Raw genomic sequence first — 21,219 nt, forward strand, 5'->3', positions numbered from 1 at the left:
TAACTTATTCTAAAATTGTCTTAGTCAACTAAAACAATAATTTTATTGTTTTTCATCTCGATTGTTCCTGACTTAATCTCTAAAGTATAGGTTTGGTCATTTACTTTCGTGAATTGATCCGCTGCTTCCTTAGAAAAACTGAAGCTTGGAGCTGCAATTTTAATTGTTCCTTTTTCTAAAATAGAAACAATCGGCGCGTGATGATTCAAAATCTGAAAGCTTCCGTCAACTCCAGGTAAAGTAACTGAAGTTACTTCTCCTGAAAATAATTTAGCTTCTGGTGATACTATTTCTAAAATCATATTTTTTAAGTTAGAAGTTATTTGTTAAAAGTTAAAAGTTACGAAACGTATAACCTTTAACTTCTAACTTTTAACTTTATTTTTATGCTTCAGCTAACATTTTCTCTCCAGCTTCGATTGCATCCTGAATAGAACCTTTTAGGTTGAATGCAGCTTCTGGAAGGTGATCTAACTCACCATCGATAATCATGTTGAATCCTTTGATAGTATCTTTAATATCAACTAATACACCCGGAATACCTGTAAATTGCTCTGCTACGTGGAATGGCTGAGACAAGAAACGTTGTACACGACGTGCTCTTGATACAGAAAGTTTATCTTCTTCAGATAACTCTTCCATACCTAAGATCGCGATGATATCTTGTAATTGTTTGTATTTTTGAAGAATTTCTTTAACTCTTTGTGCACAGTTGTAGTGCTCATCTCCTAAGATGTGTGGAGTTAAGATTCTTGAAGTAGAATCTAACGGATCAACCGCAGGATAGATACCTAACTCAGCAATTTTACGAGACAATACAGTTGTAGCATCTAAGTGCGCGAAAGTTGTAGCCGGCGCCGGGTCAGTTAAGTCATCCGCAGGAACGTAAACCGCTTGTACAGATGTAATAGATCCTTTGTTTGTAGATGTAATACGCTCTTGCATAGCACCCATCTCAGTTGCCAATGTTGGTTGGTAACCTACCGCAGATGGCATACGACCTAAAAGTGCCGATACCTCAGAACCTGCTTGTGTAAAACGGAAGATATTATCAACGAAGAATAATACATCTTTTCCTTGGTCAGATCCAGCTCCATCACGGAAATACTCAGCGATAGATAATCCTGAAAGTGCCACACGTGCACGAGCTCCAGGTGGCTCATTCATTTGTCCGAAAACGAAAGTAGCTTTAGACTCTCTCATTCCTGGCATATCTACTTTAGATAAATCCCATCCTCCATTTTCCATAGAGTGCATGAAATCATCACCATATTTAATAATTCCTGACTCTAACATCTCACGAAGCAAGTCATTTCCTTCACGTGTTCTTTCGCCTACTCCTGCGAATACTGAAAGTCCACCGTGACCTTTTGCGATATTGTTGATCAACTCCTGAATCAATACTGTTTTACCAACACCAGCACCACCAAACAATCCAATTTTACCTCCTTTTGCGTAAGGCTCGATCAAATCGATTACTTTGATACCTGTAAATAAAACTTCAGATGAAGTTGATAAATCTTCGAATTTTGGAGCTTGTCTGTGAATTGGCAGACCGTTTTCTCCAGTTTTTGGTAAATCACCTAAACCATCAATTGCATCTCCAACAACATTAAATAAACGTCCATATACATCTGGACCGATTGGCATTTGAATTGGATTTCCAGTTCCAACTACCTCATATCCTCTAGACAAACCGTCTGTAGAGTCCATAGAGATTGTACGAACAGTGTTTTCCCCAATGTGAGATTGTACTTCTAGAACTAAGATAGTTCCATCTTTTTTAGTGACTTCTAGAGAATCATAAATTTTTGGAAGTTCAACATCTTTACCGTTGAAAACTACGTCAACTACTGGTCCAATGATTTGAGCAACTTTTCCTATTACTTTTGACATTACTTATGTATTTATTAAATAGCTATTTAGGTTTATCGAAAATACCTCTTTTTTCAGAGCGCAAAGATAATTTTTTAAAATATAAAATCAATTTTTTTTTCATAAAAAATACCATGATTTTGTTTGATTCATAAAACTGACCGAAAAAATAACAAAAACAGCATTTTTTTAGTAAAAGAAAAAAACCGCTTCATTCTAAAAATGAGCGGTTTTTTCGAAGTTAAAAATAATCTTTAACTATAATTGTTTTGGGAATAACACCTGATAATTACCAATATTTACTCCTTTTAAGTTTGAACCATACTTAGCATTAATTGCCTGAATAAATTTATTAGCAATAAAAGCATATCCTCTTGGAGAAGGATGAACTCCGTCTAAAGAAAACATTCCGCCAGTAACAAATGTTGCTTTTAAAGTAAAATCATTCATTGAAACTCCATTTGGTTTATTCAAATCATCCATAATTGTTTTAGCATCAACAATTGCCAAACCATTTGCTTCAGCCGCAGCATTAATAACTAAATTATATGCAGTAGTAGCTGCTTCTATTTCTGCCACTTCAGAAGGCAATAACACATATCTGTCCGGTAAAGGAAAAGTAACCCCTAACTGTGACAATGATGGCGAAGGCGAAGCAATTCCGTCAGCGGCTACAGTTGGAGCCTGTCCAATTCTGGAAGAAGCACCTAAAACAATTAAATCAGTAGGAAGCGCTTGTCTTGCTCGTCCAAAAATCTGCCCCATTACTGTCGCAGTTGCAACATCTAATCCTCCTCCCATTAAAACAGCTTTTAAATTTGCCGAAAGATCTGGTAAAGTTTCATCTACAATTAAAAGCGGATTATTTCCGGTTGTTGACAAAGGCTTAATTCTACTTCCTTGTCCTAAAAAAGTCAAAGCATTGCTTAAAGGCCCATACAATTGCGCATTTAAGGTATTAACCAAACTAACCCCTCCAGAACTTAAATTAGCCTGAGTTAACTGATTGTAAGCGATTACATGAAAATGAGGAAGAGTTGTAATATTAGGAAGATTAGCAATAACTCCTTTTCTGCCACCAGCAACCAGCTGAGCAACCAAACCTTTATAAGCAGCTTCAAAAGTTGCAGGAGGCGTCAACGGATTTACTGCAGGATCTCCACCTGCAGTTGCATATCCTAATTCATCATTACCTCCAATCCACAAAGAGAAAAAAGTAGGATTCTGACTTAAAGCATCTGCCAGAACTGTTGTTGTAGTACTGGATGAAAAACGAGCAAAATAAGGATTTGCTGTCCCTGTTGCAACTCCCGCTGCATTACCATAGCCAGGAGCTAACAAATGAAAACTTTTTGCCCCCGGAACTCCTAAATTATTAAAACTTCCTGTCAAATGCGCTGTTATCTCAGTTGTTGGCTTACCATCTACAGGAACCGGAGTGCTATTAAAATACAAACGAGGTCCGGCAATAACGTTTCCACCCAACAAAAGCCCTCCAATATTATCATTTGCAAAAGGTGTTTTAAACTCTCCTCCTCCTACTAAAGCAAATTGTTGCGCCAAAATATTCGGATACGCACCTTCCTGCCCTTTAATAAACAAAGCATTGTCGCTAAAACCTGCCGCAAAAGAATCTCCTAATGCTACATATTTAGAAAAATCTGCGCTTCCTGCTGTCAAAGGCTTACCATCAGACGAATCTACAGGAGCCGTCACATCATCATCACTATTACAAGCCATAAAGGTTAACGAAACCAATAAAAGCCATTTGAAATTTTTTATCATAACTTATATTTTTAGATTATCTGCTTCTGATAATAAACTCAGAAACATAAATAATGAATTTGACTTAGAGTTAATTAATTATGGATTAATAGTCCATGATGCAAAATATTGCTGACCGATTAATCCGGCTCCAATAACCTGATAGTATTCTTTTCCACCAATATTAGCAGCTCCTAATTTTACAACAGATTTTAATTTTGGAATTCCATAATTGATCTGAGCATCAATTACTGTAGCCGATTTAATTATACCATCAGCAAAACCTGCCTGCCATAAGTATTCACTATTCCATCTTCCGCTAACACTGAATCCGAAATTCTTGAATAATTTATCATTTCCTACAGACATTTTAATTCTGTGTTTTGGCGTATTAAATCCCGGCTCAAAACTTGGATCTTTTTCCTGGTCAAAATCAAACTGAGCATAGTTATAATTCAGTCCCACTTCGAAATCAGAAATTACTTTTTTAGAAAGTCCAACTCCAAATCCTAACGAATGTATTTCTACATCTGAATTAGTATATAATTGATATACTCTGTATTCTCCATTTTGGATAGCTCTGATTGACTGCACACCAGGATCAGAAGTTCCTGCAGCAATATTTGGATTATCCTGAGCCGTTCCATAGAAAGGAGAAATCACATTCAAAGTACCAATAAAATTATTGTATATATTATAGTAACCATTAAGATCGATAGACATACCTTCAAAAACAGAACGATACCCTAATTCAAACGCTTTCACTTCTTCAGGTTTCACATAATTCGCTCTTGATTTCTTCAACAATGCAGCTGCAGCAACAGGATTACTTCCTGCCATAGCAGAAAAAGCATTTACCGAACTTGCAATATAAGAGTTACCATAAGCATCAAGACCTGTCATATCTTTAGTAGCGTTTCCACCGCTGTAAGCCTGACCTTCTGCACTTAAGTTAAATGTCTCACTAAATCTTGTCAAGTTATCAGGAGCAGATCCTATTAACACTGCACTTCCGATATTAAATCCGATATACTGATCCTGAGTTGACGGATTTCTGAAACCTGTTTGGAAAGATCCTCTGAAATTATGATTTCTCTTTTCTCCTCCTGAATATACTAAAGATAAACGAGGTGAATAATTTCCGTCGAAGTTTTTAGATTTATCATAACGAATAGAACCTGTAAATTTCAATCTGTCATCTAAGAATTTTTTCATTAATTGAGCATAAGCCCCATACTCATTGTAATCAATAGGACCGTTCGCATCTGTATAAATTCTTCCATGAGAATTTAATTCATACGCTCTGAACGAACCCCCTAACTGAATTTCCGCAAATTTGATTATATCTCTAAAATTGTAATTAGCATCCGAATGATAGATTTTTGAGTTATCCACCAATTTAGAACCTGAAAGGACATCAGCTTCATTTATAACCTGATTAAAAGCATTTTTAAATTCCGCTGTCCCCGGTAAGAAACGACCTGTATCTGCCGTAGCTCTACCTGCTGCATGTGCCTGTTCCGGAGTCATTCCAGCCAAAGTTCCCTGAATATAAGCTCCCGCATACTGACCAAACCAAGTATTGTCGTCTTTCCATTTTCTATTAACATTAATACCGGTAAAAATCATATCATAGGAATGACCTCCATCTTCTGAAGTAGTATATCCTCTTAAGAAAAAGTTCTTTCCTTTGAATTCTAATTTATGTTGCTGCATAAAAAAGTCATTTAAGTAATATCTGTTAGCCCCCTGATAAACCGCATTACCGGTACCAAATTTACTTTGCCAGATAATTTCAAGTCTCTCATCACCAAAAGGCCTTCCATGAAAAGAGAAGTCTATTTTCTTATTAGCTGCTTTATTATCTGTTAAATCTATTTCATTATAACCTGTTCTACTAACCGTAGTATTTGGCAAAAGATTTGACGCCCCTGCAGGAATCAGTCCCATTGCCTCTAACTTTAAACCAACTCCTTTAATATTTGTTGAAGCCTCGTCACCATAAACGTTAATCCCGTCATAACCCGGATTTGTTCTGTCAATACCAGCTCTTGTCTTATCATTGTAGTTCGTCGCGTACCAATCTGTCGCTTCCATATAAGTAAAGTTAGCTTTAGCCGCAAAATACTTATTGAACGCATGAGCGAATCGAATACCAAAATCATAATACCCATTAGTACCTGCCGCTTCTTGCGAAGTCACACCATATTTAAAGTAAGTCGAAATACCCTGATTGGTAAACGGACTTTTACTTGTCATAAATAAAATACCATTGAATGCATTTGCACCGTACAAAGCAGAAGAAGCACCTGGAAGAAGCTCTACACTCTGAACATCAATTTCAGAAACACCAATCATATTCCCCAAAACGAAATTCAACAACGGAGAAGAGTTATCCATACCGTCAACCAACTGCATGAAACGAGTATTAGCTACAGTTGCAAACCCCCTTGTATTAATTGATTTGAATGACATACTACTGGTATTCATCTGAACCTCTTTCATGTTCTCCAAACCATCATAAAAAGAAGGAGAAGCCGTTCTTTTGATTTCCTGAACCCCCATTCTTTCAATTGTTACAGGTGATTCTAAAACCCTTTCCGGAGTTCTGGAAGCAGAGACTACAATTTCATCCAGTTTTGTCTCTTCATCTTTTAAAATTACATTCACTTTTTGATTTGCCGCAGTAACATTAATTGTTTTGGACTCAAATCCTACCGCAGAAACCTTTATCGAAAAAGGCAGTTTTGCATTGGTAGTCAATTTAAACGATCCGTCGAAATCAGTAGATGCACCACTATTTTCTCCGACAACAACAACGTTTGCACCAGGAATAGATTGTTTGTTACCATCTGTAACCGAACCTGTTATTGTATTCTGCGCAAAAGATATTCCGCTGAACAACAACATAATTAGCAAGTAGACTCTCATTTGGGTTAGTTTTTTCGTTAGTATATATAGCCAAAATAAGCAAATATTTTAATATGCATAAAAAAACGTTAAATAAAATTCATATTTAGCATCATTTTTTACAATATTTTAACTATTTGGTAATTGAATTTCTTAGAATAAAAACAAAGAAATACAGAAGAAAAACCAATATACTATGCATACATATAAATTTTTACTAAAAAAATGAAAAATTCATAAAAATACATCTGTTGAAAAAAATTTTTGACAATAAAAAAAAGCGAGACCTAAATCTCGCTTTTTTAACATATTTATTTAAAATAAAATCTATTCTACTGTAACCGATTTCGCTAAGTTACGAGGTTGATCTACATTACATCCCCTCATAACTGCAATATAGTAAGAAAGTAATTGTAACGGAATTGTCGTCACCAATGGAGACAATGCATCTGAAGTTTCCGGAATTTCGATTACGTAATCTGCCAGTTCACGTACCTGAATATCACCTTTTGTAACTACAGCGATAATCTTCCCACTTCTTGATTTAATTTCCTGAATATTACTTACGATCTTATCATAATGCCCTTGTTTAGGAGCAATTACAATAACCGGCATATGCTCATCAATCAAAGCGATCGGACCGTGTTTCATCTCTGCAGCCGGATAACCTTCTGCGTGGATATATGAAATCTCTTTTAGTTTTAAAGCTCCTTCTAAAGCAACCGGGAAGTTATATCCTCTACCCAGATAAAGACAGTTTGCAGAGTCTTTAAAAGCAGCAGCAATTTCTTTTGCTTTATCATTAGTTTCTAATGCTTCAGCTACTTTTTCCGGAATAATTTCTAATTCCTGAAGATAAGTATGGAAATCCGTATTTGACAATGTTCCTTTTGCTTTTCCAAGTTTTAAAGCAATCATTGTTAAAACTGTGATTTGAGTTGTAAATGCTTTTGTTGAAGCTACTCCAATTTCCGGTCCCGCATGCGTATAAGCACCTGCATGACTTTCTCTTGAAATAGACGAACCAACTACGTTACAAACACCAAACACAAAGGCTCCGTTTTCTTTAGCCAGTTTAATAGCTGCCATTGTATCTGCAGTCTCACCAGACTGAGAAATAGCAATAACTACATCATCTTTATTGATGATTGGGTTTCTGTATCTAAACTCAGAAGCATATTCTACTTCAACCGGAATACGGGTAAACTCTTCAAAAATATATTCAGCCACTAAACCTGCATGCCATGAAGTTCCACAAGCTACGATTAGAATACGTTTTGCATTTAAGAATTTCTCCAGGTTATCCTCGACACCGGCCATCTGAACAATTCCTTCATTTGCATGAAGCCTTCCTCTGTAAGTATCTCTAATTACACTTGGTTGTTCGTAGATCTCTTTCAGCATAAAGTGATCATAACCACCTTTTTCAATCTGCTCCAAATTCATTTGAAGTTCCTGAATATAAGGATCTACTAAGGAGTCATCTTTAATTTTTCTGATTTTAATTGGCTTATGCAATCTGATATTCGCCATTTCTCCATCTTCCAAATACACTGCATTAGAAGTATATTCAATAAATGGTGATGCATCAGAAGCAACGAAATACTCTCCTTCTCCAACTCCAATTGCCAGCGGACTTCCCAATCTAGCCGCCACAAGTTCGTTTGGATTTTTTTTATCAAAAACAGCAATTGCATACGCCCCAACTACCTGGTTCAATGCAATCTGAACTGCTTTACCTAATTTAATATTTTCTTTCTTCTGAACTTCTTCTATTAAATTAACTAAAACTTCTGTATCTGTATCCGACTTAAAAGTATAACCTCTTTTGATTAGCTCTTCTTTTAAAGGAGCATAATTTTCAATAATTCCGTTATGGATAATTACTAAATCACCGGAGTTTGAAAGGTGGGGATGAGAGTTTACATCATTTGGTACTCCATGTGTAGCCCAGCGTGTATGTCCAATTCCAATGCTTCCATTTGTTGTAAAATTCTCCTTTGCTTTAGCTTCAAGATCAGAAACTTTACCTTTTGTTTTACAAAGTTTTATGCCCGACTCTTCGTCATACAGCATAACACCGGCACTGTCATAACCTCTGTACTCAAGTCGCTTTAAGCCCTTGATTACAATAGGATAAGCGTCTCTATGACCGATATATCCAACAATTCCACACATATATATTTATTAATTTGGTTTAGTGTAGTAAACCTCAAGTTTCAGTCTTTTATCACCGGCAGAAGTTTTTCCACCGTACAAGACTGTACCCAGAGGACTCATCACCGATGTTCTCGGTGCTTGTGATATAATTGAATTTTTATTCTTTAATGGGTTTGAAGCAATTACACTTCCGCTCAAAGAAACTGACAACCCTAAATCAATATTTTTAGCTGTTGCATCTTTGATCAGATTACGAATATGATTCGTAATTCTTATTTTATAATATGTCCCTTTTTTAGAATCAACCGTAATTAAACCACCACCATAAGGCGCTGTATCATCCGCAGAATAATCTAACAGAACCGTATTATTAGTCAAATCATACAAGTAAACTCGCTGCGGTCTTCTCGTAGTCCCCATTTTATCTGTATCAACATGAAAAACAAGATTTGCTTCGTTTACTTTCCAGTTCGTTTTTCTAATATCATCCAACTGAGAAGCAAAATCATTAAGACGAATTACCGCCAACGATCCCTGACCTCCTTTTAAATAAAGTCTTTCGTCTCCTTCAGTAGTATTTATATTTGCTGTTGCAATCGCGTTTTGATAATCAGCATTTCTAACGTCCTGAAGAAAACTATTTGTACTTACAACACCTCCGGTAACAAGACTTTTTAAATTCAAAACAATCTCTTTATCTTCTGTTGCATCACCATCAGTTGTAGAAGCCGTTTTGGCTTTATATTTAATTGTAATTACACCTTTAGTAAAGTCCATCAAAGCCATATTACTCGGCGAACTTCCTGATTTTTCAACCATAAAATACAAACCTCTGAAATAGTCCTGAAAAACATCTTCACTAGCCAGTTTTGAAGTTGCTGCCTTTAATATTTTATCTTGAAAAAACTGTTTATTAAGTTTTAAATACATTTGAGGAGCAATCCTACTAGCGGTCTTTTTTCCGTCAGTAACAATTGAATCAGTTCGCTCAGCAGCGCTAAAATAAAATTGGTCATCTACATTAACACCATTACTACCGATTGAATCATTTAATCGCAAGCTACCTTTAACACTAGAAAAGGCGTTATCCTGATCAGTATAATAGTACTGAGGCAATTGATTTCCTCCACTAAAATAGCTGTTTCTCATCTGCATATTTGACTCATAAACACTTAACTTTATTTTAAAGTTACTGCCTTGCCCTCCATAAATAGAATCCAATTCATAAGTACTAGTGCCATCTGTAGCAGTTACTTTATTTTTAACAAAATATGGAATAGCAAGATACACACTTTGAATTACCGGAGATTCTCCAATTGTAGGTGCATAAGAAGCTAGTGCCACCTGAGTTACAAAGTTTGCTGTTGTAGTACCAAACAATGGATTATCAAAAATACCTAACGCATTTGTCGGTAAATTATTTGAGGCAACAGGAGTTATTTCCTGATTGAAGGCTAAAACACTATACTCTTCCGGCTCAAGCCCAAAATGATCATCTCCAACTAAACCATCACCAATTGCATTAAAATCTTTGTCGCATGAATATAAAAAAACAACAATTAAAGCTAAAAGAATTTTCTTAATAAAAGAAGTATTATACATGTTTTATAATAAAGTTAAAATTTAAAGTCCAAACGTTCTGTAGAAATTTGTATATGCGTCAGCAAATGCATCTTTCGTGGCGAAAGGTAAAAAAGGTTTTCCTGAAGATTCTATAAATTTTGTTAAACTTGGAGAAACATTTTCTGAGGCAATGATTACACCATCTGAATGTAAGATGCTAGCTTTTAAAACATTCTCGTAATTTGGAACTTCTAAATCTGATACAGCATCATGAGGAACACCATCAAATTTAACTTTATTTATCATCTCCAAATCCAAATTCTCATCAAAAGACTGTCCGTAAACAGAGGTAATGATTTTGGTTTCAGAAAATAAGGCTTCATGTTTGTAATAATGTTTCATGTAAATTGGAAGCATAGCAGCCAGCCAGCCATGAACGTGAATGATATCCGGAACCCAGTTTAATTTTTTAACAGTTTCCACAACACCTTTAGCAAAGAAGATTGCTCTTTCGTCATTATCAGGATATAAAACACCCTCCTCGTCTGCGAAGGTTGCTTTACGTTTAAAATATTCATCATTATCAATAAAGTACACCTGAATTCTCTCTTTCGGAATTGAGGCAACTTTAATAATCAACGGCATGTCTAAATCATTCACTACCAAATTCATCCCTGAAAGTCGAATCACTTCGTGTAACTGGTGTCTTCTCTCGTTGATATTCCCATATCTTGGCATGAAAATTCTTATCTGACCACCCTGGTCATTAATCATTTTCGGAACGTCATAAGACATTAAAGAAACCTCATTTTCAGCCAAATAAGGCACGACTTCAGATGATACATATAATATCCTCTTATCTTTCATAATAGTATTTTACTTAATTTTGGTAATAAAAACGTCGCAAAATTACAAAAATTTATGCAGTTTATAACTAATATATTATGTTTGCATAAAATTTTAATAATACCTCAATGCACATTTTCTACAGTAAAGCAGCTTTGATAGCTTATATTAAAACTATCAAAACCGCAAATTCAACTATTGGATTTGTACCAACAATGGGCGCTTTACACCAAGGACATTTGGCTTTAATGCAGCGTTCGCTTAAAGAAAACGACGATACAGTTGTAAGCATTTTTGTCAATCCAACGCAATTTAACAACCCTGAAGATTTAGCAAAATATCCGAGAACTTTAGAAGAAGATATTAAGAAAATGCGTACATTAAGTGATAAAATCATTTTATACGCACCTTCTGTTGAAGATATTTATGAAGGAAACACCGTTTCTCAGAGTTTTGATTTCGACGGATTGGAAAATCAGATGGAAGGAAAATTCAGGCCAGGACATTTTAATGGTGTCGGAACGATCGTAAAAAGACTTTTCGAAATCGTAACACCAACCAATGCTTATTTTGGAGAAAAAGATTTTCAGCAGCTTCAGATTGTTAAAAAAATGGTCGAAAAAGCAGACTTACCTGTAAATGTTGTAGGCTGTCCCATTTTCAGGGAAGAAAACCAGCTTGCAATGAGCTCGCGCAACGAACGTCTTTCTGCACAAGAGCGTAAAGATGCTTCCATTATATACAAGACTTTAACTGAAGCCAAAGAGATTTTCCAAAGTCATAGTCCACAGGAAACGTTGGAATTTGTAGAAAATTCTTTCAAAGACAACGAAACATTCGACCTTGAATATTTTGTTATTGCTGACGAATCAACACTTTTACCTATCGATCAGAAAGAGAATGGCAAAAACTACCGTGCATTTATAGCAGTATTTGTTAATTCTATAAGACTGATAGACACCATTTCATTAAATTAATCTAACTTTGCAGCATGCAAATTCAAGTTATAAAATCAAAAATTCATCGCGTTAAAGTAACGGGTGCCGATTTAAATTATATTGGTAGCATTACTATTGATGAAACTTTACTGGAAGCTTCAAACATTATTGAAGGCGAAAAAGTATCTATTGTAAACATTAATAATGGCGAACGTTTTGAAACGTACGCTATTAAAGGTGAGAAAAACTCAGGCGAAATCACTCTGAATGGTCCGGCTGCAAGAAAAGTACAGAAAGATGATATCATCATTATCATTTCTTATGCAACTTTGGATTTTGAAGAAGCGAAAACCTTCAAACCGTGGATTATTTTCCCTAACGAAAATGACAATTCGTTAACCTAAACCAATTCTTTCTTTTTTAAGAATTTACTTTCTTTGTTCAAAGCTTTTTTGTACAAAGAATTCCTCTTTTGTCCTAATCCAAAATGATTTTGACGCTAAATTACTGTGCTTCAATTTTTACCCCATTGAACAAAGAAGCAAATAAAATAGTATATTGCTACACTATTTTCAATACATTTTTAATTTACTGAAATGCCACAAATCATGAAAAAAGTTTACCTACTAACACTTTTGATTTCATTCTCGTCGTTTGCCCAAAAAACGTTCGACAACATTAAATCAGAAAAACTGGGAGAAGAGCGTAGAATTACAATTGGACTTCCGGCTTCTTATGAAGCAAACAAAGACAAAAAATATCCTGTTCTTTATTTATTAGATGGCGATTACTTATTTGATCCTTTTTCCGGAGCTGTAAGTTATGGTTCGTATTGGGATGATATTCCGGAAATGATCATTATCGGAATTCATCAAAATAAAGATGGAGAACGTTTCGACGACACCACAATCGACCAAAACGAAGGGCTTCCTTTTGAAAAAGGTTCCAAGTTTTTCGAATTCGTCGGAGCAGAATTAGTGCCTTATATTGAAAAAAAATACCGTACCTCCCCTTTCAGACTTATTGCAGGCCACGATATAACAGCAAGTTTTGCTAATTTTTATCTGTATAAAGAAATGCCCCTTTTTAATGCATACATCTGCTTAAGTCCAGAACTGGCACCAAAAATGGAAGTGCGTATTGCTGAAAAGTTTGCTAAAATAAAAAAACCGGTGTTCTATTATCTTTCAGCAGGAGAAGGTGACATTAAAAAGATAAAAGAACCGATTGAAAAATTAAACAATAATATTAAAATCGCTAATAATCCGTTAGTGAATTATAAATACGATGTTTTTAAGGGTGCTACACATTACACAGAAGTATTACACTCTATTCCAAGTGCATTGTACCAGATTTTTGAAGCCTACCGACCTATAAATTCTGCCGAATACAATGACAAAATTGCGGTTCTTCAAGAAGGTTATGCCGAATACTTAGAAAAAAAATATGCTGACATGTCTGAAGTTTTAGGAGTTCAGATTCCAGTTCGAATGAGTGATTTTAAAGTAGTAGAAAATCTTATTTTAAAAAGAAACGCCTATAGCGAATTAGGAAAAATGGCCGAAATTGGAAATGTACATTATCCAAAAGCCATGTTGGGAGAATATGAATTAGGATTAATGTATGAAAAACAAGGCGATCCGAAACATGCATCAAAAAAATACCAAAATGCTTCGCAAATGGAGCCAATTGGAGATTTGAACAAAGACATGATGTATGAGAAGATTGACGAAATGAATACGCTTGCCAAAAAAAGTAAATAATGTCAAAAGTTAAAACTTCCTTTTTTTGCCAAAATTGTGGCACTCAATACTCCAAATGGCAGGGACAGTGCAACGCATGCAAGGAATGGAATACCATTGCTGAAGAAATTATTCAGAAGCAGGAAAAAGTGGCCTGGAAAAGCGAACCCACGTCAACAAATAAAGCACCAAGACCTTTAAAAATTGACGAAATTGATTCGGCTCAGGAAATTCGCATGGATACTACTGACGGCGAATTGAATCGTGTTTTGGGTGGTGGAATCGTTCCAGGATCGTTAACACTTTTGGGCGGAGAACCTGGAATTGGAAAAAGTACACTTTTACTTCAAATCTCATTAAAATTACCTTATAAAACTTTATACGTTTCTGGAGAAGAAAGTCAGAAACAAATTAAAATGCGTGCGGAAAGAATCACACCAAACAGTGACAACTGTTATATTTTGACCGAAACCAAAACGCAGAATATTTTCAAACAAATTGAAGCGATTCAGCCAGAAATTGTAATCATCGATTCGATCCAGACTTTACATACCGATTATATCGAATCGACTGCTGGAAGTATTTCTCAAATCAGAGAAACAACAGCCGAGCTGATCAAATTTGCTAAAGAAACTAATATTCCCGTTATTTTAATTGGGCATATTACCAAAGACGGAAACATCGCCGGACCAAAAATTCTGGAACATATGGTTGATACTGTTCTTCAGTTTGAAGGCGACAGAAATCATATTTATAGAATTCTGCGTTCGCTGAAAAACCGTTTTGGTTCAACTTCTGAACTTGGAATTTACGAAATGCTCGGAAGCGGTTTACGAGAAGTTAGCAATCCGTCTGAAATATTAATTTCACACAAAGACGAAGAATTATCCGGAACTGCAATCGCAACTACACTTGAAGGAATGCGTCCACTAATGATTGAAATACAATCTTTAGTAAGTACAGCCGTTTACGGAACACCTCAGCGAAGCACAACAGGTTATAATGCCAAAAGACTAAATATGATTTTGGCTGTTTTAGAAAAAAGAGCCGGATTTCGTTTAGGTGCCAAAGATGTTTTCCTGAATGTGACAGGCGGAATTTCTGTTGATGATCCAGCAATTGATCTTGCTGTTGTCGCGGCGATTTTATCCTCAAACGAAGATATTCCGGTTGGAAAAGGTTTCTGTTTTGCCGGAGAAGTTGGACTTTCAGGAGAAATTCGCCCCGTAAACCGTGTAGATCAGCGCATTCAGGAAGCCGAAAAATTAGGTTTTGATACTATCTTTGTTTCCAAATACAATAAAATTGCTTTAAAAAATACAGGAATCAAAATCGAATTGGTCGCTAAAATTGAAGATGTTGCCAGCATTCTTTTTGGTTGATTTTATTTAGCCACGAATTACACAAATTGGCACAAATTTTTTATTGAAATTTATTAGCCGCGAAAAATAATTCGAGAAATTAGTGTAATTCGTGGCAAAAAACTAAACTTTATGAATTTTCCAAAACAAAAAATATACAAAGCACTAAAAATACTGGGAATAGTAATTCTTGTACTTTGCATTGGATTGTACTATTTCCGAAATTCTCTTTTAAAGCAGGCCATTGCCAAAGTGACTCACAAAATGGCTGTTCAGTACAACAGTAATTTTTCTGTCGAAGAAGCTTCTTTTGATGGTTTATCTACCATTCATTTGACTGACGTTGTTTTGGCTCCAATAAATGCTGATACACTGGTCAAAATAAAAAATGTAGAAACCAGTATCAGTTTAAGTAATTTATTGATTGGAGATGTTCAGGTTGGAACTTTAAAAGTCGACAACGGGTATATTCAGTTGGTCAAAAAAGGTAAAAAAAGAAATTTTGATGCTTTTCTAAAAAGAGACAAAGAAGAAACAGAATCGAACGAAAAACGAAAATATGCTTCTTTTGCTTACAGAATCATTTCAAAAGTTCTGAATTTGGTTCCAACCGATATGGATTTGAAAAACTTCAAATTCAAAATCGACGACAACGGAAAACAAACTACTGTTGATGTAGATAAATTGGTTTTAAGTGACAAACAGCTGGAAACGAATCTACATGTCCAAGCCAAAGATTTTGATCAGCGTTGGAACATTAAAGGATTTGCAGATCCAAGAAACAAAAAAGCCGATATTCGATTTTTCAATCTCGACACAGGAGCAATTCGTGTTCCGTATTTGGATCAGCGCTATAACTTAAAAGCAAGCTTCGATTCGATCCGCTTAAATGTTCAGAACATTGATAAAAGTGGCAGCGAACTTCATATTGACGGCTACACTTCTATCGCCAATCTTAAAATCAATCATCCAAAAATTGCGAGTAAAGATGTCGTAATAAAAAATGCCCGTTTTGATTACCGCTTTTTATTGGGAGATAGTTTTATTTCGATTGACAGCACTTCGACTATGCAGTTGAATAAAATTAAAGTGCGTCCGTACATTTCTTATGATACCGAAAAAGATACCGTTTATACTTTGAAAGTAGATATTCCAAAAATGAAAGCGCAGGATTTTATCGTTTCGCTTCCAGATGGTTTGTTTAAGCATTTTCAGGGCATGCAGGCGACTGGAAATTTCGATTATAAACTAGACTTCAAATTCAACAAAAACAAACCCAATACGCTTGTTTTTGACAGTAAATTAAATAAAGAAGATTTACGAATCACGAAATATGGTGAAGCCGATTTAAATAAGCTAAATGGTGAATTCGTATATCGTGCGATTATTCAAAATGTATTGCAAAGACCGGTTTTGGTTGGAAATGCAAATCCGAATTATACTCCTTTAGATCAGATTTCTCCTTATTTGAGAAAATGTGTTTTAACAACAGAAGATCCTTCTTTCTTCTCACATCGCGGTTTTATTAATGAAGCATTTAAACAATCGATTCTAAAAAACATTAGAACTAAGAAATTCTCTCGCGGTGCCAGCACCATTAGCATGCAGTTGATTAAAAACGTATTCTTAACAAGAGAAAAGACGCTTTCGCGAAAGCTTGAAGAAATTCTATTAGTTTACATTTTAGAAAATAACCGAATTGTAAGCAAGGAAAGAATGCTGGAAGTGTATTTCAATATTATTGAATGGGGGCCAAATGTATATGGAATTGGCGAAGCAAGTCATTTCTATTTCCAAAAAAGTCCAGCGGATTTGAATGTTGATGAATGTTTATACCTGGCAACGATTATTCCGAAACCAAGAAAATTCATGTATCAGTTTAATGATCAAGGTAATTTGAAAGATTATGCGATTAAAAACCAGAAATTCTTAAAGAATTTGATGTTCAGAAGAGGACTTTTAGTTCCGGAAGATACAACTGGAATATTACCGGTTTATATTTCGGGAAATGCGCGTTCTTTTATTAAAATTAAAGTTCCGGATTCTACTGCAGTCAAAAATGATTCTTTGGCTGTGGATGATGAATTTGATTTGTAAATAGTACTTAACCGCAAAGTTCGCAAAGATTTACGCAAAGGGCGCAATGTTTTTCTTTAAAGAATGAGAATTCCTTTGCGTGCCTTGCGTAAATCTTTGCGAACTTTGCGGTTAAAAAAAACTATTTAAAGTTCCTCAAAAACTCTTCCTTGTAAGTTGGCGAAACTTCAATTTCAGCACCATCATTAAGCGTCACGATTCCACCTTTGTTATACGATTTCACGCAATTGAGATTGATGATATGCGATTTATGAACCCGAATAAATGGCAGAGGCAAAATCTCTGAAAAATGTTTCAGGAAACGACAGACCATTTTTTTACTTCCGTTGTTGAGATGCAAATCCGTAAAATTTCCGTTACCACGAAGTCGTACTATTTCTTCCATTTTTACGACTTCGAAACCTTCAAGCGTTGGAAGAATGACTTGTTGTTTTTCTGGTTTTTGCTCGTGGAAATTCTCAACAATAATTTTATTTCGATTGAAGATTTCATGATTCATAATTTGATGCTGAACCTTATTTACCGCTACAATCAATTCTTCAATACTAATTGGTTTTAAAAGATAATACGCGGCACTTTGATTCAAAGCCCGAAGCGAATATTCCGAAAATGCCGTGACAAAGATAGTTTCAAAATGCAAATCTTTACACGCTTCCAAAACATCAAAAGCATTTCCGAAAGGCATTTCGACATCCAGAAAAACCAATTGCGGTTTCAGTTCGTGAAGCAACGGAACAGCTTCTTTGATGTTCTGCGCTTCGTCAATAACCTCAACCTGCGGACAATACTTACTCAAATAATTTTTGAGCACTTCTCGCGCGGCGAGTTCGTCTTCTACAATTACACTTTTTATCTTTTGGAGCGTCATCATATTTTATCAATTAATGGAAAAACAATTTGAATTATTGTGCCAGATTCCAGTCCTTCTTTTTCTACAATTTTAAATGTAATTTCCTTTTTATACAATTCGTTCAAAAGCGCGATTCGTTCTTTGGTATTGTTCAACCCTCGGGATTCGTATATTTTCTGGTTCGTGGTTTTGAGTTCACGGCTTTTGGTTAAACCAATTCCGTTATCTTCGATAGTGACAATGATTTTTCCGTTTTTCACGTCGAATCGTAAAGACAGAAAACCTTTTTTATCCAGATAACGTAATCCGTGCCAAATGGCATTTTCGAGATGAGGCTGTAAAATCATATTCGGAACAAAAACCCTTTCTGGATCCAGCGAATCGTCTACTGTAATTTCAAAATCAAATTTATCTTCAAAACGCAGATGTTCTAAATCCAGATATTTTTTCAATTGCTCGACTTCTTTATCCAAAGAAATAAAATCTTTATTGGAATTTTCCATCATATTCCGCATCAGATTCGAATAAGATGTTAGATATTTATTCGCCTCCAGTTCTTTATTTTCCGAAATAAACTGATTGACACTATTCAAACTATTAAAAATAAAATGCGGATTCATTTCGCGTCGTAATGACTGCAAAGCAATTTCTTTATTTTTAATTTTAATGGAATACAAGGCTTTCACAATAAACAAAAACAAAAGCAGTAACAAACCAACTGAACCAATCAGGAAATAATTGAAAGTGTTTTTCTTCGAAATCAGCTCATCTTTCAGTGTTTTTTCTTTTTCCAGCTGACGGATTTTCTCTTCCGTAATCTGAAAAGTCTTCGCATCAATTAAAGTTGTATCAGAATGAATGAGTTTATCGAAATTGTCAAAAAACTGCTCATACAAAGCCATACTTTCTTTATCCTGACCTTTGGTTTTGTAGTATTTAACCAAAGATGATAAACTCTTTTTGGCTTCCGCCGAATTTCCTTTTTGAAAAGACAAATCATACGCTTCTTTTAATGATGAAATCGCCTTCTCAGGTTCTTTCTTTTCAAAATAAAGGGATGAAAGCGATTGAAGCTGTTTTATTTCGGTTGTATAATCTTTATTTTTTCTGGCTTCTGCCAATATTTTTTCGCTTATCAGAAGCGCTTTATCAAACTGATTGTCTTCGGCATAAACTTTAGCAATTTCGTTTTTGATTTTTATGGCTTCTTCAGGTTTGTTTTTGGCATAATCTAAGGCTTTGTTGTAACTCTCAATCGCTACTTTTTTATCATTTAACTGAAGTGAATTCTTCGCTTTCTGAACATACGCTTCTTTAACTTCGCCTTTTTTGTTTTCCTTTTTCAGTAAATCAATATTCGAATCCACATAATCTGCCTGACTTACCGGATCGGACTGATTTTTTAAACGGTTGGCATCGTTTAAATTGATTTTTTCTTCAACTGCATCTTTTGTCAACGATCCCGCTTTTTCATAGTTTTTAATCGCCGAGCCAAAGTTTTTCTGATTTTCCTGTGCTTTAGCAAGACTTCTGGTAACACGGGTTTTGTCTTCTGTCAGTTTTAATTTAGTATAACTGTTTAACGCTCTTTTATAGTATTCTTCTGCTTTGGCATTATCTCCTTTATTCAGAAATTCATTAGCCAGTTTTTCGTAATTCTGAGCAATTTTCGATTCATCGTTATCATCCAGTGATTTGGATAATTCTTCTGCCGTTTTACTGATTTTGGTACTGCTTTTCTCCATTTTTTTATCAGGAATAGCTTGTGCTGTCATTCGCTGTGGAACTAACAACACTAAAAAAAACAGACTAAAAACAATTAATACACTATGCTTCACAATAAGTAATTTAGAAAATGTAAAGTAACCTAATTTCAGATTCCCATCCTATATCTTTCACCAAGTCAAACGGCCTGTTGACCCATTTTGCCAAAAATACGTTTTTTCCTGCAATACATTTGTTTCCGAATCAAAAATCAAAATCATGAAAAAACTATCCTTATCTCTTTTTATCATTCTATTTTCTCAGCTTGTAGTCGCACAGGTTTCAGGAAATGTCAATTATCAAAATCAGTACAATGACCAAAATAGCATTAACATCAATTTTCCTTCTGACGATGGAATTGTCGCAAGCGTAAAAGGACTTGCCAATGTTAAAGCAGATTCTTATACCGCTATTTTCAGCACCACTCAAACCGGCAAAACAACCAAAGAAGTCAACGAATTACTTGACCAGAGAATTACGCAGGCACTAAACGAAATCAAACTTAAAAAAGACGTTGAAACTTTTGTCGATATGATTTCGTTTGTTCCGGTTTATGAATACGAAGCCGAAAAAAAAGTATTCAGCCGAAAAACCTACAATGAAGTTCCGATTGGATTTGAATTGAAGAAAAATATTCATATCAAATTCTCAGATCCCAATCAGCTGAATGAATTTATTTCCATCTTATCTAATAATGAAATTTATGATTTGGTGCGAGTAGATTACTTTTCAAATGCTTTGGAAACCATCAAAAAAGAAATGATGGCCAAAGCCAGATTACTGATTCAGGAAAAAATAAAAAACTATGAAACTCTGCTTGGCGAGACTTTTACAAACACCGAAAAAAGAATAACCGACGATTTCATAGTAAACTTACCCGTAGAAATGTATCAATCTTATGAGGCTTACAACAGCTCTTCTTTAAACTTAAAAAGAAATTCAAATATTAACCAAGCTACCAAATCGACTACACTTTATTATCAGCCGGTTTTTGGTAAAGAGTTTGATTTTATCCTTAATCCTTCGGTTTTAGAACCTGTTATTCAGGTACAATATGAAGTAAAAATTGTCATTAACAGAGAAAAGAAACAAACTGTAAAAGGAGACAAAGAGTTTATTCTGGTTACACCAAATGGCGATTTAAAAACTTTAAATATCAATACGCCAAAACAAAATTAATTTAACACATAGAAACATAAATTTTAAAAAAAGTACAATAAGATAATTTAAAAAAATCTTGATTTTCACACATAGCTATGTTTTTTTATTATGAAGTAAAACGCCTTTTGTAAGTTACAAAATCTATGTTTCTATGTGTTGAAAATAATTACACCTATTATGCTGAGATC

Annotated in this window: 15 protein-coding genes; 6 read left to right on the top strand and 9 right to left on the bottom strand. The window is 34.9% G+C overall.

What is annotated here, in order from left to right:
* Window positions 1-20: 20 nt before the first annotated feature.
* The 7 genes from HYN56_RS04060 to HYN56_RS04090 all read right to left on the bottom strand — a co-directional run bounded on the left by HYN56_RS04060 (window position 21) and on the right by HYN56_RS04090 (window position 11,139).
* Entirely contained in the window at window positions 21-302 is a 282-nt protein-coding gene (locus HYN56_RS04060; protein WP_109191010.1) for a FoF1 ATP synthase subunit delta/epsilon, read from the bottom strand.
* A gap of 82 nt (window positions 303-384) precedes the next feature.
* Window positions 385-1,896, bottom strand: a complete 1,512-nt coding sequence (gene atpD, locus HYN56_RS04065) for a F0F1 ATP synthase subunit beta (protein WP_109191011.1) — start codon at window positions 1,894-1,896, stop codon at window positions 385-387.
* 237 nt (window positions 1,897-2,133) lie between these two features.
* Entirely contained in the window at window positions 2,134-3,660 is a 1,527-nt protein-coding gene (locus tag HYN56_RS04070) for an SGNH/GDSL hydrolase family protein (RefSeq protein WP_109191012.1), read from the bottom strand.
* 78 nt (window positions 3,661-3,738) lie between these two features.
* Entirely contained in the window at window positions 3,739-6,570 is a 2,832-nt protein-coding gene (locus HYN56_RS04075; protein ID WP_109191013.1) for a TonB-dependent receptor domain-containing protein, read from the bottom strand.
* Between the two features lie 306 nt (window positions 6,571-6,876).
* Window positions 6,877-8,727 carry a glutamine--fructose-6-phosphate transaminase (isomerizing) gene (glmS, locus tag HYN56_RS04080; protein ID WP_109191014.1) on the bottom strand — a complete coding sequence of 617 codons (1,851 nt, stop codon included), beginning with the start codon at window positions 8,725-8,727 and terminating at the stop codon, window positions 6,877-6,879.
* Between the two features lie 9 nt (window positions 8,728-8,736).
* On the bottom strand, window positions 8,737-10,311 hold the full coding sequence (locus tag HYN56_RS04085) for a DUF4270 domain-containing protein (protein ID WP_109191015.1): 1,575 nt from the start codon (window positions 10,309-10,311) through the stop codon (window positions 8,737-8,739).
* A 21-nt stretch (window positions 10,312-10,332) separates the two neighbouring features.
* Window positions 10,333-11,139, bottom strand: coding sequence for a glycogen/starch synthase (locus tag HYN56_RS04090; RefSeq protein WP_109191016.1), 807 nt, complete (start codon window positions 11,137-11,139; stop codon window positions 10,333-10,335).
* A gap of 107 nt (window positions 11,140-11,246) precedes the next feature.
* Here HYN56_RS04090 and panC point away from each other — a divergent pair, with 107 nt between their 5' ends.
* The 5 genes from panC to HYN56_RS04115 all read left to right on the top strand — a co-directional run bounded on the left by panC (window position 11,247) and on the right by HYN56_RS04115 (window position 17,256).
* Window positions 11,247-12,095: a pantoate--beta-alanine ligase gene (panC, locus tag HYN56_RS04095; RefSeq protein WP_109191017.1), complete on the top strand. Its 849-nt coding sequence runs from the start codon at window positions 11,247-11,249 to the stop codon at window positions 12,093-12,095.
* 14 nt (window positions 12,096-12,109) lie between these two features.
* Window positions 12,110-12,460, top strand: a complete 351-nt coding sequence (gene panD / locus HYN56_RS04100) for an aspartate 1-decarboxylase (RefSeq protein ID WP_008465481.1) — start codon at window positions 12,110-12,112, stop codon at window positions 12,458-12,460.
* A gap of 204 nt (window positions 12,461-12,664) precedes the next feature.
* On the top strand, window positions 12,665-13,819 hold the full coding sequence (locus HYN56_RS04105; protein ID WP_109191018.1) for an alpha/beta hydrolase: 1,155 nt from the start codon (window positions 12,665-12,667) through the stop codon (window positions 13,817-13,819).
* Window positions 13,819-15,180, top strand: a complete 1,362-nt coding sequence (gene radA / locus HYN56_RS04110) for a DNA repair protein RadA (RefSeq protein ID WP_035652862.1) — start codon at window positions 13,819-13,821, stop codon at window positions 15,178-15,180. Before HYN56_RS04105 ends, radA begins: the two co-directional genes overlap by 1 nt.
* Before the next feature lie 111 nt (window positions 15,181-15,291).
* A complete protein-coding gene (locus HYN56_RS04115; RefSeq protein ID WP_109191019.1) occupies window positions 15,292-17,256 on the top strand; it encodes a transglycosylase domain-containing protein in 1,965 nt (654 codons plus the stop codon).
* Between the two features lie 121 nt (window positions 17,257-17,377).
* Here HYN56_RS04115 and HYN56_RS04120 read toward each other — a convergent pair whose 3' ends face one another.
* Both HYN56_RS04120 and HYN56_RS04125 read right to left on the bottom strand, forming a co-directional pair.
* Window positions 17,378-18,127 (bottom strand): LytR/AlgR family response regulator transcription factor, encoded by a 750-nt coding sequence (locus HYN56_RS04120; RefSeq protein WP_109191020.1) that lies wholly within the window; start codon window positions 18,125-18,127, stop codon window positions 17,378-17,380.
* Window positions 18,124-19,944: a tetratricopeptide repeat-containing sensor histidine kinase gene (locus tag HYN56_RS04125; protein ID WP_240622656.1), complete on the bottom strand. Its 1,821-nt coding sequence runs from the start codon at window positions 19,942-19,944 to the stop codon at window positions 18,124-18,126. Before HYN56_RS04125 ends, HYN56_RS04120 begins: the two co-directional genes overlap by 4 nt.
* Window positions 19,945-20,089: 145 nt before the next feature.
* On the opposite strand from HYN56_RS04125, the gene HYN56_RS04130 reads away from it, so the two are divergent.
* Window positions 20,090-21,049 (top strand): SIMPL domain-containing protein, encoded by a 960-nt coding sequence (locus HYN56_RS04130; RefSeq protein ID WP_109191022.1) that lies wholly within the window; start codon window positions 20,090-20,092, stop codon window positions 21,047-21,049.
* Window positions 21,050-21,219 lie beyond the last annotated feature (170 nt).

The organism is Flavobacterium crocinum (genome assembly GCF_003122385.1).
GTDB lineage: Bacteria > Bacteroidota > Bacteroidia > Flavobacteriales > Flavobacteriaceae > Flavobacterium > Flavobacterium crocinum.

Bases quoted from the DNA above. Each gene is read 5' to 3' on its own strand.
- HYN56_RS04060 (WP_109191010.1), bottom strand. From the start codon at position 302: ATGATTTTAGAAATAGTATCACCAGAAGCTAAATTATTTTCAGGAGAA.
- atpD (WP_109191011.1), bottom strand. From the start codon at position 1,896: ATGTCAAAAGTAATAGGAAAAGTTGCTCAAATCATTGGACCAGTAGTT.
- HYN56_RS04070 (WP_109191012.1), bottom strand. From the start codon at position 3,660: ATGATAAAAAATTTCAAATGGCTTTTATTGGTTTCGTTAACCTTTATG.
- HYN56_RS04075 (WP_109191013.1), bottom strand. From the start codon at position 6,570: ATGAGAGTCTACTTGCTAATTATGTTGTTGTTCAGCGGAATATCTTTT.
- glmS (WP_109191014.1), bottom strand. From the start codon at position 8,727: ATGTGTGGAATTGTTGGATATATCGGTCATAGAGACGCTTATCCTATT.
- HYN56_RS04085 (WP_109191015.1), bottom strand. From the start codon at position 10,311: ATGTATAATACTTCTTTTATTAAGAAAATTCTTTTAGCTTTAATTGTT.
- HYN56_RS04090 (WP_109191016.1), bottom strand. From the start codon at position 11,139: ATGAAAGATAAGAGGATATTATATGTATCATCTGAAGTCGTGCCTTAT.
- panC (WP_109191017.1), top strand. From the start codon at position 11,247: ATGCACATTTTCTACAGTAAAGCAGCTTTGATAGCTTATATTAAAACT.
- panD (WP_008465481.1), top strand. From the start codon at position 12,110: ATGCAAATTCAAGTTATAAAATCAAAAATTCATCGCGTTAAAGTAACG.
- HYN56_RS04105 (WP_109191018.1), top strand. From the start codon at position 12,665: ATGAAAAAAGTTTACCTACTAACACTTTTGATTTCATTCTCGTCGTTT.
- radA (WP_035652862.1), top strand. From the start codon at position 13,819: ATGTCAAAAGTTAAAACTTCCTTTTTTTGCCAAAATTGTGGCACTCAA.
- HYN56_RS04115 (WP_109191019.1), top strand. From the start codon at position 15,292: ATGAATTTTCCAAAACAAAAAATATACAAAGCACTAAAAATACTGGGA.
- HYN56_RS04120 (WP_109191020.1), bottom strand. From the start codon at position 18,127: ATGATGACGCTCCAAAAGATAAAAAGTGTAATTGTAGAAGACGAACTC.
- HYN56_RS04130 (WP_109191022.1), top strand. From the start codon at position 20,090: ATGAAAAAACTATCCTTATCTCTTTTTATCATTCTATTTTCTCAGCTT.